Consider the following 14,827-nt stretch of genomic DNA (forward strand, 5'->3'; position numbering starts at 1 on the left):
GCAAAAAGTTAACGCTTATAGACAGTTAGCGACATAATAATTAGGCAATTAACTCTCTTATAAACAGTCGTTTTTTGGATGAGCAAAGATAGCAAAATAAATGACTGAAAACGAAGCAAAAAAGTGTATAAAAAGTCAGTTTTACCGAGCTATCGAAATGCAATCGATTGTCTTTATCAAATCAGATTTAGAATAAATACAAACATAGCGCCTGTTCATTATCAATATAACAAACAATAAAACATTCGACTGCTACTATTTTAAGAAAACACCCTGTTAACTGCTATTTACCTCACTCATTTCTTTCTTTATATTCCTATTCTTTTTTGTAATGACCATGATTTTTCAATAAATTAGTATATGTACCAATTGTAAAGCGACTTTCTGCTAAGTACGGGCACTTTTTTGACATGGATTTCAGATATGCCGGGAATACTCCATTATCATGAATCTGGAAGAAAAAAGATGATCTGATTAGGGTGTCTATTTTGACGAACGCAAATTATCACAATAAACGAATATCATTTCTTTTTTAACTAATATAAAACAGCGAAGTAACGATTATAAATCATGAGAAAACAGGTAACAGACAGTGTTCTTTTAGTTAGACCCTCTGTCTTCCGTAAAAATGAACAGACAGCAGTCAACAACTTCTTCCAAAAGGACATTGCAAATCTCAGTGTTGAAGAAGTCAACAAAGAAGCGCAGGGCGAGTTCGACGCGCTAGTGAATGAGCTGAAGTCACATGGAATTTTGGTGACCGTCATTCAAGACGACGAGAAATCAGAAAGTCCAGACAGTATTTTTCCCAATAATATTGTTTCCTTTCATCAGGATGGAAAAATAATTTTCTATCCCATGTTTGCCCCCAATCGTCGAAAAGAACATTTATTGGATTTTGAAGGTCCATTAAAACAGAATGGTTATTATGTAAAACTAACCAAGGATTTAAGTGAAGCCGAAAACAATAAACAATATTTGGAGGGCACTGGCGCACTGGTTTTGGACCGCGCTCACCGTATAGCCTATTGCGCCTTATCCGAAAGAGCGGACAGAAGTATGCTCGATGAATATTGTAGAACGGAAAACTATACACCAGTTGTATTTCACGCCTTTCAAACGGTCAATGGAGTGCGCAGACCTATCTACCATACTAACGTAGTTCTAGCGGCAGGTGAAGATTTTGCCATCCTATGCCCCCAGGCAATCGATGATCAGCAGGAACTTGAAGCCCTGCTAAAGAGCCTAAAAGATACCGGCAAAGAGATCATTGAAATCAATGAAAACCAGCTCGAATCTTTCGCGGCAAACTGCTTACAGGTAAGAAATAAATATGGAAATCGGTTTATCGTACTGAGCAATCAGGCCTTATCCTCCCTCACCTTATATCAAACGGCTCAATTAGAAAAGCATGGCAAAATCATTCATCAGGATCTCCATGTCATTGAGACCTGTGGTGGCGGAAGTGTTCGCCATATGATGGCTGAAGTCTTTCTTCCAAAAGAAAAAGTTCTTGCATAGCGATCAATAGATCTGCCAACAAGCGCTATTACATGTAGACTTCATAAGCTTAGATCTAATGACTGTAAATAACGAAGCCCCTAAAATAATACTTTTGGGGGCTTCGCCGTGTCCAACGGAATCTTCTCTATCGTTTTATGCAATTAGAACGAATATCTTAATCCCAATTGAAATTGGTATGGGTTACCTGAAGGTGACACGATACCAGAGTTGTTCAATCGATAATTAAACTGCTGTTTAACCGGGTCGAATGCTGGTATTTCAGGAGTTCCATTTGCTGCCGCTGTTTTTGAGACGGCATATAATGATTGATTACCTAAAGATTCATTGACTCCCCAAGTTTTCTTAAATAGATTGGCCACATTGAATACATCGGCCGAAAGCTCCAACGCGTGTGTCTTGTACAGGTTAAATTTCTTCGCTATTCTTAAATCAATCAAACCATAAAAACTGTTGATCCCGCCATTACGTTCCGCCATCTTACCTTCATACTTTTTGATATAATCTTTCAGACTTTGACTAGCTTCACCATTCGCCAGCAAGGCATTCATCGCATCTGCCAGGGCTTTCGGTGTGCTGGCACTATTGGGATCAAAAATAAAGGCTAAATCGTTCGAATTAGAAACAAAATCTCCATTAATATTACCACCCGCCAACAAGCTATAACGTGTGCCGCCAATTCCTGAATAGCGAACACCTATACTGACGCCATAAAATGTGGGTAGCGTACCATAAATAACGATTTTATTGCGGAACTGGTTATTCGAATAACTCATCTTGCTCAAATCTCTTGGATCATCTTTTACAGCAAGTGATAAAGTTGCTGTATTGGCCACATTTCCATTGTAGGATGTGTTGTCCTTCGCATCGTTCCACGTGTAACTTACAGAAATTGAACCATCTTTGTAGTATTGATAGCTCGCATCCAGCACAACTGCAAATTGATTCACTTTGCCCTCAGAGTTTAATTCTAAGACACGGCCAAACTTATTAGAAATCCTTCCCTGTTTCCAATCTGGAACACCATTGACAATAGCCGTCGCCGGTACGAATACCCCGCGGTTATCTTCATTCGCCAATCTAAAGATCGGATCTTGAACCATATTGCGATCAACATACATGTAGTTGTTGCGTCCTAGATTCATATACCCTGAAAGGCTCGCTTTTAACTTTTCTGTAAAGAAATGCGTGTAAGATACGTTGGCCTTGTACACCACTGGTATTTTAGCGTCAGCGCCATAGGTATTGATTGTAGGCACTTGAAACTGTTCCAAGGTCGGTGTTGTAGACGGATCTTTTCTGTATCCCACAAAATTAGGTGTTGGTACATCATTGCCACGAACATCCACCGTTGCGAAATGTTTCCCATCAAAAGTCAGGTTATTGATGGTCATATAATTATTGATATCAGATGCAAAGATACCTGCTCCCACGCGGAAAAAATCTTTTCGTTCTTCATTCACATCCCAAGTCATCTGGAAACGAGGCTGTACAACGAAGGATTTCAACTTGTGATCTGTACGTACACCCACTTCTTTCAGCAATTCTTCATTCAGTGGAGAGGTTGGATAATGACCATAATCCAATCGTAGTCCCGCAACCAAATCCAATCCTTTTGCCAATTTGGTCTGCAACTGTCCATACGCACCAGCATTAAAGATCTTCCCGATAACAGTTGGATCTGCCACTAATGGGACTTCCCGATAAAATGCATAAGGTTTTAAGTTTGCAAAATTCTGCAATGCTGTATTGGTCGCATCGTCTCTAAAATGAAAACGTCCGTTAACTTCACTACCATAAATCGAATTTGCATGTGTATACATCAAATCCACACCAAAAGTATAATTGATATTGTCTGTACTGTAATAAAGGTTATTGACTAATTGTACGACATTATTTTTAAAGGACTCCTGTGCAAAACGGTGGCCGCCTAATTGAATATTCGTTGATAAGTTACTTCCATCAATGGTAGACACCACATTCTCTACAATGGCACGGGGAATATTTTGACTAGGCAACATGTCTCCAGGACTACTTTTTTGAAAAGTATACAAGTGTTGCAATTTCAGTTCATTGGTAAGTTTTGGAGAAATGGAAGTCCGTAAAGTTGCTAAAAAACTGTTGTCAATATTCTTGTCGTTTCCGTATGATTCATATAAATTAATGGCAGTATTATCCTCTAGACCAAGCTTATTGAGGTCACTGGTAAAGTTGTCACGGATCGTCAATAAGTTTTTCTCGTTAATTTGCCAGTCTATACGGCCAAATATAGCATCAGAATTCCGCTTCTTATCGAAAGAGCCATACTGTCTATCATTGCTCAATCCATATTTTTCACGCCCTATACGAATATACTCGTCTAAAGTCGACTGTGTAACATTGAAACGCTTTTCATCTGCTGGCGAATTAATATCCGCAATAATCAGCGGACGGGCATCACGTTGATGATCCCAGGCCACAAAATAATGTAATTTGTCCTTGATAATTGGGCCTCCTAATGTAAATCCATATTGATAAGTAGAGAAATCATTGCTTCGTTTGTTACCTCTGATATCGTATGGGCTGGACAACCAATCTGCCCTTGAATAAATCCATGCGCTTCCGTGCGTTTGATTTGTTCCTTGTTTGGTTACCGCACTGACTGTTCCGCCGCCTGCTCTTCCGTAAGTCACATCATACTGGTTGGTGACCACTTTAAATTCACGAACTGCTTCTATCGAGATGGAGAAAGGTGCACCGCTACGACTGGTTGTCGAACCTGCAGAAGTCGGATTTTTGGCATTCATACCATCAATCGTAAAATTAGTAGAAGAGCCCAACTGGCCGCCAATATTATCTCCTTTACTTAAAGGGGAAAGATCCATTAACGACGTAAAATTCCGACCGTTTACAGGCAACTTCGCGATATCCTTTGCGGTAACTGCTGTTGCAGCACCTAGATTTTCAATTTTATTCTTTAGCGTACTTACCCCGATCAATTCAACGGTTTCCAAAACATTTGACGTATTTTGAATAGGGATGGTTAAGCGCACGATATCACCCTGATTTAAATTAAATCCCGAACGAACTTGTTCGCCATAACCTATATAAGTTACTTTGACGGTATATGGACCACCTAAAGGCAACTCCTTAAAGTTAAAGTCACCATTTGCATTGGTTGAGGTTTTCGTTGTGAAACCGGTCGATTCATTACGGACTTCGATTGAAGCTCCATGAACTCCTTTGTTATTCTCATCCGTCACCTTCCCGGAAAACCCCGCTTGGGTTGTTTGGGCGTACAAACCTGTCCCAAATGCAATGGCACACGTCGTAAGTAGAATTTCTTTCATTTAGTTGTTGGTTGTGATAATGAAAGCAAAACTACATCCAAACTGTTAACAGAAGCTAAACGAAATATTATGAAATTATAAACAAAGCATTTCAACGTATATATAAATAAAATGAAACCTATTCCCGAAAAAATAAGGCGATATCAGAACGTGCAACACGAGAATTTTAATATAGGAATAGAAATATACCGATATCTGAAATAAAAATCATGATATAGCAGAAAGCAATAGAAATGAAAACGAAGAGGGTTCTTTCTGACCAATAACATCAAGTACTTTCACAAAAAAGTCAGCCGAAGCTGACTTTCTAATATAAGATCGTAAACTTAAAATCCAATGGGTTAAAGTACTTGTAAAGATCTCTAAAGAGGTTATCACCGTATTTGACATAAAGTAAAGCGAAATTTTCAGAGCGTTCCTGCAGCCCTCCACCAGGAAAGAGCTTTTCCTTTACATTATCAATATCCGTTAGAGCATGTTGATGGTTCCGCTTTTCGGCTTTCATCAGCTTTTTCTCCAAATTATTGATCGCTTTCTTTAAACGTGCTTTTACGGCTTCAGTGCTAGGCCCTAAACTTGGATCGATCTTATGGGTTCGTAACCTTATTTTACCAAAAATAGCATTCAGTTCCATCCATTCATCATTGAGATTCAGACGCTCCTTCGTATGGCGCCGAACATATTCTTTTTTCAGTACCTCTGCTGGCCGGAAGATACTCTTAAATGTAAGGTCAACACGAAACAACTTAGCTGCAACGTTATCCTCGGTTATCATCGCAGAATTGCGCGGTATCAAAATCGGAAAATCGATGTGATATTGGTCAAAGTTGGACTTCAGCTGCATCCAATAGACCATCTCAGCTCCACCTCCAATGTACGCGAGATTCGGAAGTATAATCTCCTGGTACATAGGCCGCATCACCACATTAGGGCTGAAACGCTCCGGATAACGCTCAATCTCATGCTCTAGCTCTGCTTCGGTAAAATAAATATTCTGATGCAATACTTCGTATCGGCCATCAGCGGTCAGCACCAGGCGCTCTCTAAATTCGTCTGTCAAATAAAAAAAATTGATCTCCCTAGCATGCACCTGCGTAGAGAAACCGTTGGCTTCCAGCTCCTCCGACCTCGCTTCTATTGCGTTAAAGCTTTTTTCAGTTAAGATATCTTCTTTAATAATTGGTTTGAAAAGATTTTTCAACTCTCTGTCATCCGCATCGATGATCACAAGACCATAGGATTTAAACAGTTCATTGACCATATACCGTGTTGCATCCGCCAGTCGATCATGCTTTAAATAGGCTTCTTCCACAATACGGGTAAGTCTAGCAGAATTTTCGGATATCCCTAAAATATTTGTATACTGCTTTACCGCATCAACAATTGTCGCCGTATCCATTCGTCCTGTGGCAGATACAGCAGGAGTATCCCAGCCAATTTTCTTTCCAAAAACTTTTGTATGGTTGATTTCCTCAAAATCATGATCCTCGGTTGCCATCCAATACACGGGAATAAAATTTTTATCAGGATGTTTGGCATGTAAATCTTCAGACAGCCGTATAGCGGTCATAATCTTGAAAATAAAATATAAAGGCCCCGTAAAAATATTAAGCTGGTGCCCCGTGGTTATCGTATAGGAATTCTGATCCAGCAACAGCTCTATATTGGCAGCAACTGCCGGAGAACCTTTTAATAGTTCGGCATATTGCTTTTTAAGCCGCTCCACAAGAATTTTTCGGTGAACAAAAGGCTTCTTTTCAATTACCTGCTTTTCAAAGCCGGCCCAGGTGGGCCAGTTTCCAACAAAAGGTTTTAAGGCTTCATCATGAGCCAGATAGGCCAATAAAGTCTTAGAAAAGCTATTTGTTTCACTATATTCTATATAAGTTGCTTTCATCTGCAAGTATTATTATTCATTGTCTATTCTTAATTGTATCACGAAAATCTCTCCAGCGGCTTGATAGGTTAGACCATCCAGACTCAGCAGCCTCCTTTAATGTCATCAATCCAAAGTGATGGAACCCCAATGAAACCATCGGATTTCGCGAATCTGGTTTCCACGGCACCATAACTATTAAAGAGCATATACGTTACAAATTTGTTTTTTGCCTTGGCAAAATAGTGAATTTTCACAAAAAGCTGGTCCTGCTTTTAAATTATATCATTTTACTGACAATTGCATACAAGCCTTCATGACTTCGCATACCAAACAAGCAATGAAAGCGAAAGAAGGCTCTTTCTGGCAAATAAAATTAGACACTTTCTGAAAAAAAGACGGAGCTCCCTGTATAAGGAACCCCGTCTTTTTTTATCATTTATAAATGATACTATTATTTTCTTATAATCTCGCCATATAAATCGAAATCTTCAGCGCGATCGATTTTCACCTGAACAAAATCACCGATACGTGCATAAGAATCTGCAGCCGGGATCAATACTTCATTGTCAACTTCGGGAGAATCATATTCTGTACGGCCAATAAAATAGTCACCGTCAACACGATCAACCAATACTTTATAGGTGTTACCCACTTTTGACTGATTGATTTCATAAGAAATGCCTTGCTGCACTTCCATAATCGCTTCTACACGCTCTTCTTTTATTTCTTGTGGCACATCATCTTCCAATGAATGCGCATGTGTTTTTTCTTCATGAGAATAGGTAAAGCATCCCAATCGATCAAAACGGGTTTCTTCCACCCATTCTAACATTTCCTGGAAGTCTTGCTCCGTTTCACCGGGGTACCCACAAATAAGGGTTGTTCGCAGTGCGATATCCGGAACTTTATCACGTATCGCTTTGACAAGATCGATCTGTTTCTGTTTCGTTGTGCCTCTTCGCATAGACTTCAACATTGGATCAGAAATATGCTGCAATGGCATATCCAAATAATTACAGATATTCGAACGTTCGTTCATTGCATCCAAAATATCCATTGGGAAGCCAGAAGGGTATGCATATTGAAGCCGGATCCATTCGATTCCATCGACATCCGACAAATGACGCATCAGATCAGAAAGATTTCGTTTTCCGTAGATATCGAGACCGTAATAAGTTAGATCCTGTGCGATTAAAATTAATTCTTTTGTCCCATTAGACGCTAAGTATTTAGCCTCTTTGACAAGATCATCAATGGATTTAGAAACGTGTTTGCCACGCATTAAAGGAATTGCACAAAATGAACAAGGACGGTTACAACCTTCAGCGATCTTAAAATAAGAAAAATGCGAAGGGGTCGTCAATAGCCTCTCCCCTAATAATTCATGTCTATAATCAGCCCCTATGGACGACAACAGATCCGGCAGATCATTTGTACCGAAATAAGCATCGACATTGGGAATCTCAGACTGCAATTCAGGCTTATAACGCTCCGAAAGACAACCTGTTACGATCACTTTATTGATTTTACCCTGGTCTTTTAAGTCTGAATACTGCAAAATAGCATCAATAGATTCCTGTTTCGCATTATCAATAAATCCACAGGTATTAATTACCACAATATCATTCTCTTGAATATTTGTGGCTTCGTGGACAACCTCCATCTGATTGCCCTTCAACTGGCCCATCAGCACCTCACTGTCGTGAATATTTTTCGAACAGCCCAAGGTCACCACATTCACACGTGGTTTATTGATCAAAGGGACTGATTTCGTGTATTTTGTCTTCATATGATTAGAAGGGAGACTCTATTTAAAAAGGGAGTCTACAAATTCCTTTTTGTTAAACAACTGAAGATCACCAATTTTTTCGCCTACACCAATGTATTTCACCGGAATCTTAAATTGATCGGATATACCAATTACGACACCGCCTTTGGCGGTTCCATCAAGCTTTGTCAATGCCAAAGCATTCACATCTGTAGCCTGCGTAAATTGCGTACATTGTTCAATCGCATTTTGCCCAGTAGAAGCATCTAGAACCAATAAAATTTCATGTGGTGCACCAGGGACAACCTTCTGCATCACATTCTTGATCTTGGTCAGCTCATTCATTAAACCGACCTTATTGTGCAAACGACCTGCGGTATCAATGATACACACGTCCTCTCCATTTGCTACGGCCGATTTTACAGTATCATAGGCTACTGAAGCGGGATCCGAGCCCATTGCCTGAGCTACGACACGTACGCCCACACGCTCTCCCCATAATTTAAGCTGATCAACCGCCGCTGCGCGAAAGGTATCTGCTGCGCCCAGCACAACTTTACTGCCAGCTTGTTTAAGCTGGTGAGCGAGCTTGCCAATGGTAGTCGTTTTACCGACTCCGTTAACACCGACAACCATAATGACATAGGGTTTATGATCACCGTAATTGAAATTCTCAAAATCAGCACTGTTATTTTCTGCCAATAAGGTTTGAATCTCCTCTTTTAGCAAGCTGTTTAACTCGGAAGTAGAGACATATTTATCGCGGGCTACGCGGGCTTGTATGCGATCAATGATCTTTAAAGTAGTTGTAACCCCTACATCAGAAGTAACCAAAACCTCTTCCAAATTGTCCAATACATCATCATCGACTGTTGACTTACCGACGACTGCTTTTGTTATTTTGGAAAGAAATCCTTCTTTTGTTTTTTCCAGTCCCCTATCTAAGGCCTGTTCTTCTTCTTGCGTTTGTGGTTTTTTCTTAAAGAAATCAAATAATCCCATGGAGTGTTGTAGTGAAAATTGATGTTCAAATATAAACAAATGTCCTCAACAAAAAAAGCCCTTTCGGTAGGATACCAAAACGGCTATTTTTATCGAATTCTTTTTAAAGAAAAACTTTAAAAAAGGAAAATACTACTAGTTATTTTTGAGCTGCTGCAACTGCCTCTTTCACTTTATCATTGTGAATCATACCTTCTTTGAATGTATATGCGCCAGTTTTTGCAGATTTAGTAGTAATAATAACCTTTGTAAATTCTTTACCGCCACCTTTTTGTAACGATGCAACTGCTTTCTTTGCCATGGTATATTAATATTTTACTCAGCCCTCATTGCAAGTGCCAAGATGGGTGAATTACTTAATTTCTTTATGAACAGTAACTTTTCTCAATACTGGGTTGAATTTTTTCAACTCTAAACGCTCAGTTGTGTTCTTTTTGTTTTTAGTAGTGATGTAACGAGACATTCCCGGAAGACCACTTTCTTTGTGTTCAGTACATTCTAAGATAACTTGTACTCTATTTCCTTTTTTAGCCATTGTTTTACTTTATTTTGAATCCTATTATAGGATTGAAATTCATGAATAATCTTAATGTAACAGGCGAGATAATCAATTAGATTGACCCTTTAACGATAAATTTATTGATCGCTGCTGTAATCCCGTTCTTGTTGATAGTCTTGATAGCAGAAGTAGATACTTTCAACGTAATCCAACGATCTTCTTCTGGAATGTAAAAACGTTTCGTTTGTAAATTTGGATAGAATTTACGTTTAGTTTTAACGTTTGAGTGAGAAACGTTATTTCCTGTTAACGCCGCTTTGCCTGTTAAATCACAAATTCTTGACATGATATTATTTTTTTGTTGTCTTTATTACAATATGTTAATCCTTTGCACTCTCTGCAAAGAGTTTGCAAATATCTATATTTTTTTTTAGATAAGCAACAAGATTATGGGAATTATTTTTAAAAATAGTTCTACACAGGAATGGTAATGGCAAAAATAAAGGATTTTATTGTATTATATTTGCTTTGTAAAGAAAAATAGTTTTCAGCAATTCACATTTATGAACAAATATCTTCGCAAGGGTCTAAGGGAAATAATCATCGGTGTTCTGCTGGTCATCTTGGGATATTACCTTATGGAACAGCGTTCTAATTGGTATAAACTCGCTATGCTTGCCGGGGTCATCGTATTTAGCATCGGCTTCCTTACGTTAATCTATCGGATGATTCGCAAAGTGGACCGAAATGCCATTATTGAGATGCGTGAAGAAGCTCATAAAAAAGAAAAAGAAGGAGATGCTGAATAAAACTAGAGGTATAGTCTTAAAAACGACCAACTATTCGGAAAGTAGCCTTGTTGCCCAGATATATACAGAAGTCTTCGGTATGCAATCCTACCTGATTACCGGAGCAAGGAAGCCTAAAGCGAAGATCAAGGCCAATATCCTTCAACCCTTACATTTACTTGAAATTGTCGCCACTCACAAAGACAATGGTTCGCTGCAGCGGATTTCCGAAGCTCGTCAAGTCCCTGCTTTACAAGAAATCCCCTATGATATTGTCAAAAGCTCGCTCGCTCTTTTTCTGAATGAAATACTCTATAAAATTCTGAAGGAACAAGAAAACGACAGCTACCTTTTTGAATTTATCCATCACTCTATCTGCTGGCTGGATGAAACTCATTTAAATCTAGCCAATTTTCATCTCGTCTTCTTAATCAAACTGACACGTTTTCTCGGATTCCATCCTGCTGAATCAAAACAGGACCTACCCTATTTCAATCTGCATGAGGCTACTTTCTCCAACAGTCTTCCTGAACATCCTCTGGTATTGCAAGAACCACATACTTCAATTTTCAGAAATTTAATCGAATCAGAGTATTCTAATTGCGATCGGATCAAAATGACCAGTTCAGACCGGCAGTTCTTATTAGAAAAGGTATTGGACTTCTATCGACTCCATCGCACAAATTTTAAAGAAATAAAATCGCTCTATATACTCGAAGAGATTTTTAGGTAATAACAGCAACAAATTTTACCGTTCAAAAGCTAATTCCATTCTTTCATCAAACCCAAAAAGACGGACGACTACTGCACAAATAAGAATATATACTCTTCCACTCAAACTAGCAACTGTAACTCCGCCAAACACTTATCCTATTATAATAATTGTTCTCTTGGATAAATTCTTGGTACATTTATTGTAACAAAATTGAAATAACATTTGGTTTACTAACATCATTTTCACCTAAAAAAGTATTAAAAGATATGGAACTTAAAGAAGCCTTTTTAAAAGTTGTCCGAGACAACTACGCAAATTTTGAGGGGAGAGCCCGCCGAAAAGAATATTGGATGTTTTTTCTCGCAAATCTTATCATTAGTGCGGTATTTGCAATACTGGGGCAAATTGCGAGCTTATTTACTTACGTCTCCGGTCTAGTAAGTTTAGCCCTACTGATTCCGGGCCTAGCCGTTACAGTAAGAAGATTACACGATACCAATAAATCGGGCTGGTTTATATTAGTTGTATTGATTCCGTTTATTGGATGGATTTATCTGCTCTACTTATTGGTTTTAGAAGGCGACAAGGCTTCAAATCAATATGGTCCAGATCCGAAAGCAATAGAAAATGGCACGAATCATCCATTTAACCAAAGCCAAGATCCTTTTGGTTCTTCTCGTCCACAGGATCCATTTGGAAGTTCGCAGCCATCTAATCCAATACCGCCGGCACCTGATAAGGATCCATTTGCATAGATCTAACCACATAAAAAAAGCTTTCACAAGATTTGTGAAAGCTTTTTTTATGCCATTTTCTACGTTTTCTCTACTAGTCGATGCTAGTCAAAAAGAAATTTTCCATAGAAAGTAATCATACATTCCAACGTTGAGGGAAATTTACAAACAACTAATGTCTGTGTTTTTTCTTCTGCTGCCCAGGAGCAAAATCACGGGCGGACTGCTCACCGTAATATTTTTTAGCCTGTCCAGGAGGCATCTTTTTGGGTCCACGTCCATGACTATGATGATGGTGTGTTGAATAACATGCCGACATGGAAATAGCAATAACAATGGACAATCCCAATACTAAAATTCGTTTCATCTTCACTGAATATTTTTAAATAAGCTCTTACAATTATCAGTCCAAATTATTTTAGCAAGTAAATCCACTCACCACTCTCCCATTATTTTATAATAAAAAAGCCCATGCTGTTCGCATAGGCTTTTTCACAATAAATATATCTTCAATCTAATTAGATAACTCTTACATTTACCGCATTAAGACCTTTACGGCCTTGTTCAACTTCGTAAGATACATTGTCATTCTCACGAACTTTGTCTACTAATCCAGAAACGTGAACAAAAATTTCGCTCTCGCCTGAGTTAGGGATGATGAAACCGAAACCTTTGGTCTCATTAAAGAATTTTACTTTACCTTCTTGCATGGCACTATATTATTAATTTCCCTAAAGGTATAGAAATAAAATCAAAAATCTTAACCTTTTTATTTTTTTTATCCGTTAAACTTTTTCGTAAACTTTGGCTCCAATCTTGTAGCAAAGCGATAATGACAATCGTATTATTATAAAACTTTAAGACAATAAATATGAAAAAAATATTATTAGGACTAGCCTTTTTAGGTTTGATGACTCAAGTAAACGCGCAACAAATGGTTAATAAAGAATTTGTATCCACGGTAGGCCGTGCAGAAGAAGAAGTAACACCAGATATTATATATATCGATGTTACCCTAAAAGAGTTTTATGAGAACGGCAATACCAAGAAAAAAGCGGCTATTGACAAACTAGAAAAAGATCTGTTTGACTCGGCCATAAAGGCCGGTGTAAAAAAAGAAGATTTTACGATCCAAAATATCTGGAGTTACAATGTGCCCGACAAAAAGAAAAAAGACACCGATATCTTGCTGTCTAGACAATACCGCGTCAAGGTGACCAATTTGAATAATTTAGATCAGCTGCTAGATGGTGTTGACAAAGCAGGTATCCAAAGTACTTACATCAGCGAATATGATTATTCAAAGAAAAAGGAACTGGAGAAAAATCTAAAGACGAAAGCTGTACTGGATGCCAAAGTCAATGCGCAGATTCTAGCAGAAGCAGCAGGTCAAAAAATTGGTAAAGCGATTGTATTATCGGAAACTCCACAGCAAATTATCTTTGGCGCGCAGCCTATGATGCGCAATGCAATGTATAAAGGCGCTATGGCTGAAGCGGCGGATAGTGCTGGCGGCAATGGACTTGACTTGAATATCAGACCGATGAAAGTGACGAGTGAAATCAGCGCTTCATTCGAGTTATTATAGACATGCGCAGAGAACTGTCTACTGAAAATAAATTAAAAAAAATCGACCAGGATTTCGGTTGGATTGACCGAATATCCTGGTTGATGGATAATCAATTCAAGATTGGCAACTTCCGCTTCGGATTAGATCCAATCTTGAATCTTATTCCCCTAGGTGGTGCAATAGCGGGGTTTGGGACATCTTTAGTACTTGTCATAGCCATGTGGCGTAATGGAGCCAGTCCAAAATTAGTGATCCGCATGCTGCTCAACATCTCCTTCGATGCTGTTTTAGGCAGCATCCCTTTCTTAGGAAACCTTTTCGACTTTTTTAGCAAGGCCAACGAAAAGAACATCAAATTACTGCGACAGCACTATTACGAAGGAAAACATACAGGTTCCGGCGTAGGGATTATAATCAGTATACTCGCTGTCTTTTTTATATTAATCGGTGTTACATTTTACCTGATCTGGACTTTATTTAGCTGGGCATTTTCCTTATTGAACGGCATCTAAAAGTACAGTTTGCGACTTTCCCATAGATAAAGCAGTTATCCTGGGCTTTTCCCACAAAACGATTCCACATATCTGATATCTATTTAATAATTTTGATCACTATAGGTGTATGATATCATCTAAAACTAGAATTGAAAAAAATGAGTAAAAAAAGAATATTCGCACTGCTATTGATCCTGATCATGCTAGCTGCAATTTTGACGAACCCAAGTAAAGAGGACCATGAGAAAATTGTACGCGCAAAAGCCGAACAGCTCCTAAAAAGTCAACTTCACGCAAAGGATCAGGAATTTTTCGGATTGGGTATGCAGCTCTTCGGTAAGGACATTGTTGATAGGTTTATCCAAAGCTCGGTTGTAGTAGACAACTACTATTTATTCTCCTTGACGAAAATCAAATGGCAGGGTACCGAACAGATTATAGGCGGAGGGGCATTTAAGCATATCTGGCTAAGTCCCAAAATTGACGAAAAAGCAGACGAAATTATTGCTGCATTGAAAAAGATCTAAT

The 14,827-nt window shown here is 38.6% G+C and carries 16 protein-coding genes; 7 read left to right on the forward strand and 9 right to left on the reverse strand.

The genetic code is table 11. The features are described from left to right. The first annotated feature begins 570 nt into the window (after positions 1 to 570). Positions 571 to 1,521 (forward strand): citrulline utilization hydrolase CtlX, encoded by a 951-nt coding sequence (ctlX, locus tag B3C94_RS03940; RefSeq protein ID WP_293899345.1) that lies wholly within the window; start codon positions 571 to 573, stop codon positions 1,519 to 1,521. 143 nt (positions 1,522 to 1,664) lie between these two features. On the opposite strand, the gene B3C94_RS03945 is transcribed toward ctlX, so the two are convergent. The 7 genes from B3C94_RS03945 to rpmB form a co-directional block, all read right to left on the reverse strand. Next, entirely contained in the window at positions 1,665 to 4,850 is a 3,186-nt protein-coding gene (locus B3C94_RS03945) for a TonB-dependent receptor (protein ID WP_293899347.1), read from the reverse strand. Positions 4,851 to 5,157: 307 nt separating this feature from the next. Further along, entirely contained in the window at positions 5,158 to 6,747 is a 1,590-nt protein-coding gene (gene bshC, locus B3C94_RS03950; RefSeq protein WP_293899349.1) for a bacillithiol biosynthesis cysteine-adding enzyme BshC, read from the reverse strand. Between the two features lie 433 nt (positions 6,748 to 7,180). After that, positions 7,181 to 8,518 carry a 30S ribosomal protein S12 methylthiotransferase RimO gene (gene rimO, locus B3C94_RS03955; RefSeq protein ID WP_293899351.1) on the reverse strand — a complete coding sequence of 446 codons (1,338 nt, stop codon included), beginning with the start codon at positions 8,516 to 8,518 and terminating at the stop codon, positions 7,181 to 7,183. An 18-nt stretch (positions 8,519 to 8,536) separates the two neighbouring features. Beyond that, positions 8,537 to 9,499 (reverse strand): signal recognition particle-docking protein FtsY, encoded by a 963-nt coding sequence (ftsY, locus tag B3C94_RS03960; protein ID WP_293899353.1) that lies wholly within the window; start codon positions 9,497 to 9,499, stop codon positions 8,537 to 8,539. Between the two features lie 139 nt (positions 9,500 to 9,638). Further along, a complete protein-coding gene (locus B3C94_RS03965) occupies positions 9,639 to 9,800 on the reverse strand; it encodes a DUF4295 domain-containing protein (RefSeq protein WP_293899355.1) in 162 nt (53 codons plus the stop codon). A 51-nt stretch (positions 9,801 to 9,851) separates the two neighbouring features. Beyond that, a complete protein-coding gene (rpmG, locus tag B3C94_RS03970; protein WP_002998409.1) occupies positions 9,852 to 10,034 on the reverse strand; it encodes a 50S ribosomal protein L33 in 183 nt (60 codons plus the stop codon). Between the two features lie 76 nt (positions 10,035 to 10,110). Beyond that, complete coding sequence (gene rpmB, locus B3C94_RS03975; RefSeq protein ID WP_046672597.1) at positions 10,111 to 10,344, reverse strand: 50S ribosomal protein L28; 234 nt, start codon at positions 10,342 to 10,344, stop codon at positions 10,111 to 10,113. A 217-nt stretch (positions 10,345 to 10,561) separates the two neighbouring features. Here rpmB and B3C94_RS03980 point away from each other — a divergent pair, with 217 nt between their 5' ends. The 3 genes from B3C94_RS03980 to B3C94_RS03990 all read left to right on the forward strand — a co-directional run bounded on the left by B3C94_RS03980 (position 10,562) and on the right by B3C94_RS03990 (position 12,256). Then, on the forward strand, positions 10,562 to 10,807 hold the full coding sequence (locus tag B3C94_RS03980; protein WP_293899358.1) for a signal peptidase: 246 nt from the start codon (positions 10,562 to 10,564) through the stop codon (positions 10,805 to 10,807). Further along, a complete protein-coding gene (recO, locus tag B3C94_RS03985) occupies positions 10,797 to 11,519 on the forward strand; it encodes a DNA repair protein RecO (protein WP_293899361.1) in 723 nt (240 codons plus the stop codon). The genes B3C94_RS03980 and recO overlap by 11 nt, the downstream gene beginning before the upstream one ends. A 248-nt stretch (positions 11,520 to 11,767) precedes the next feature. Next, positions 11,768 to 12,256: a DUF805 domain-containing protein gene (locus tag B3C94_RS03990; RefSeq protein WP_293899363.1), complete on the forward strand. Its 489-nt coding sequence runs from the start codon at positions 11,768 to 11,770 to the stop codon at positions 12,254 to 12,256. Positions 12,257 to 12,407: 151 nt separating this feature from the next. On the opposite strand, the gene B3C94_RS03995 is transcribed toward B3C94_RS03990, so the two are convergent. Continuing rightward, positions 12,408 to 12,602 carry a quinol oxidase subunit 4 gene (locus B3C94_RS03995; RefSeq protein WP_293899366.1) on the reverse strand — a complete coding sequence of 65 codons (195 nt, stop codon included), beginning with the start codon at positions 12,600 to 12,602 and terminating at the stop codon, positions 12,408 to 12,410. 151 nt (positions 12,603 to 12,753) lie between these two features. Beyond that, positions 12,754 to 12,945 carry a cold-shock protein gene (locus B3C94_RS04000; protein ID WP_046672593.1) on the reverse strand — a complete coding sequence of 64 codons (192 nt, stop codon included), beginning with the start codon at positions 12,943 to 12,945 and terminating at the stop codon, positions 12,754 to 12,756. Positions 12,946 to 13,106: 161 nt separating this feature from the next. Here B3C94_RS04000 and B3C94_RS04005 point away from each other — a divergent pair, with 161 nt between their 5' ends. The 3 genes from B3C94_RS04005 to B3C94_RS04015 all read left to right on the forward strand — a co-directional run bounded on the left by B3C94_RS04005 (position 13,107) and on the right by B3C94_RS04015 (position 14,826). Then, positions 13,107 to 13,823 carry an SIMPL domain-containing protein gene (locus tag B3C94_RS04005; RefSeq protein ID WP_293899371.1) on the forward strand — a complete coding sequence of 239 codons (717 nt, stop codon included), beginning with the start codon at positions 13,107 to 13,109 and terminating at the stop codon, positions 13,821 to 13,823. Between the two features lie 2 nt (positions 13,824 to 13,825). Next, complete coding sequence (locus tag B3C94_RS04010) at positions 13,826 to 14,317, forward strand: DUF4112 domain-containing protein (protein WP_293899374.1); 492 nt, start codon at positions 13,826 to 13,828, stop codon at positions 14,315 to 14,317. 140 nt (positions 14,318 to 14,457) lie between these two features. Further along, positions 14,458 to 14,826, forward strand: a complete 369-nt coding sequence (locus B3C94_RS04015; protein WP_293899377.1) for a DUF4359 domain-containing protein — start codon at positions 14,458 to 14,460, stop codon at positions 14,824 to 14,826. Position 14,827 lies beyond the last annotated feature (1 nt).

The sequence above is a fragment of the Sphingobacterium sp. UBA5670 genome (assembly GCF_002420705.1).
In the GTDB taxonomy this organism is placed as follows: Bacteria; Bacteroidota; Bacteroidia; order Sphingobacteriales; family Sphingobacteriaceae; genus Sphingobacterium.